Here is a 563-nt window from a genome sequence, read left to right as displayed (position 1 = left end):
ATCGTGCCCGCAACAAAGCACTTCAGTGCAGAAGCTGCTCCGGCGGTGAAAATAGCAATGGCATTAACGGTAATTTGGAATCCATTATAAAGCGCATTGGAATGCAACTGCCTGTTAAATTTAACCAACGGGTTAGACAGATCGAACAAACCTATGCCCATAGACAGTATATCCAAGCCATCCATGCCGAGGGAAATGGCCATTGTCACTTTTGATGTGACCGTTATCGCTTTCCCTAATGTGCTGAGACATTGTATGCTTTTCCCGGCAACAGCACCTAAAGCACCTATCCCCGCAAACGCAGCTCCGGCTATCGCTCCCGTAACTGCTCCGCCTAAAGCACCGTCAGCAAAACCGTCTAAGAACGCACCTCCACTCTTTGCGGAGGTAATCCCGCTCATGACTCCACCAATCAACCCTCCGGCCAAAGCACCCCAGAATGCACCAGCCAGTATAACCCCTAAAATGCCGCCTGTCAACACTGTCGCAATTCCCAACGCTGCGATAATGACAACAGCAATAAGAATTTTACCGATTGCTTTCCAATTATCCTTACACCACTC

The 563-nt window shown here is 48.8% G+C and carries 1 pseudogene; it reads right to left on the bottom strand.

The annotated features are described in order from the left end of the window. A pseudogene (locus CLHUN_RS21705) lies at positions 1 to 563 on the bottom strand (hypothetical protein); the annotation flags it as partial.

The sequence above is a fragment of the Ruminiclostridium hungatei genome, assembly GCF_002051585.1.
Classification (GTDB): domain Bacteria; phylum Bacillota; class Clostridia; order Acetivibrionales; family DSM-1351; genus Ruminiclostridium; species Ruminiclostridium hungatei.
This window is presented reverse-complemented; position numbering and strand designations above follow the sequence as displayed.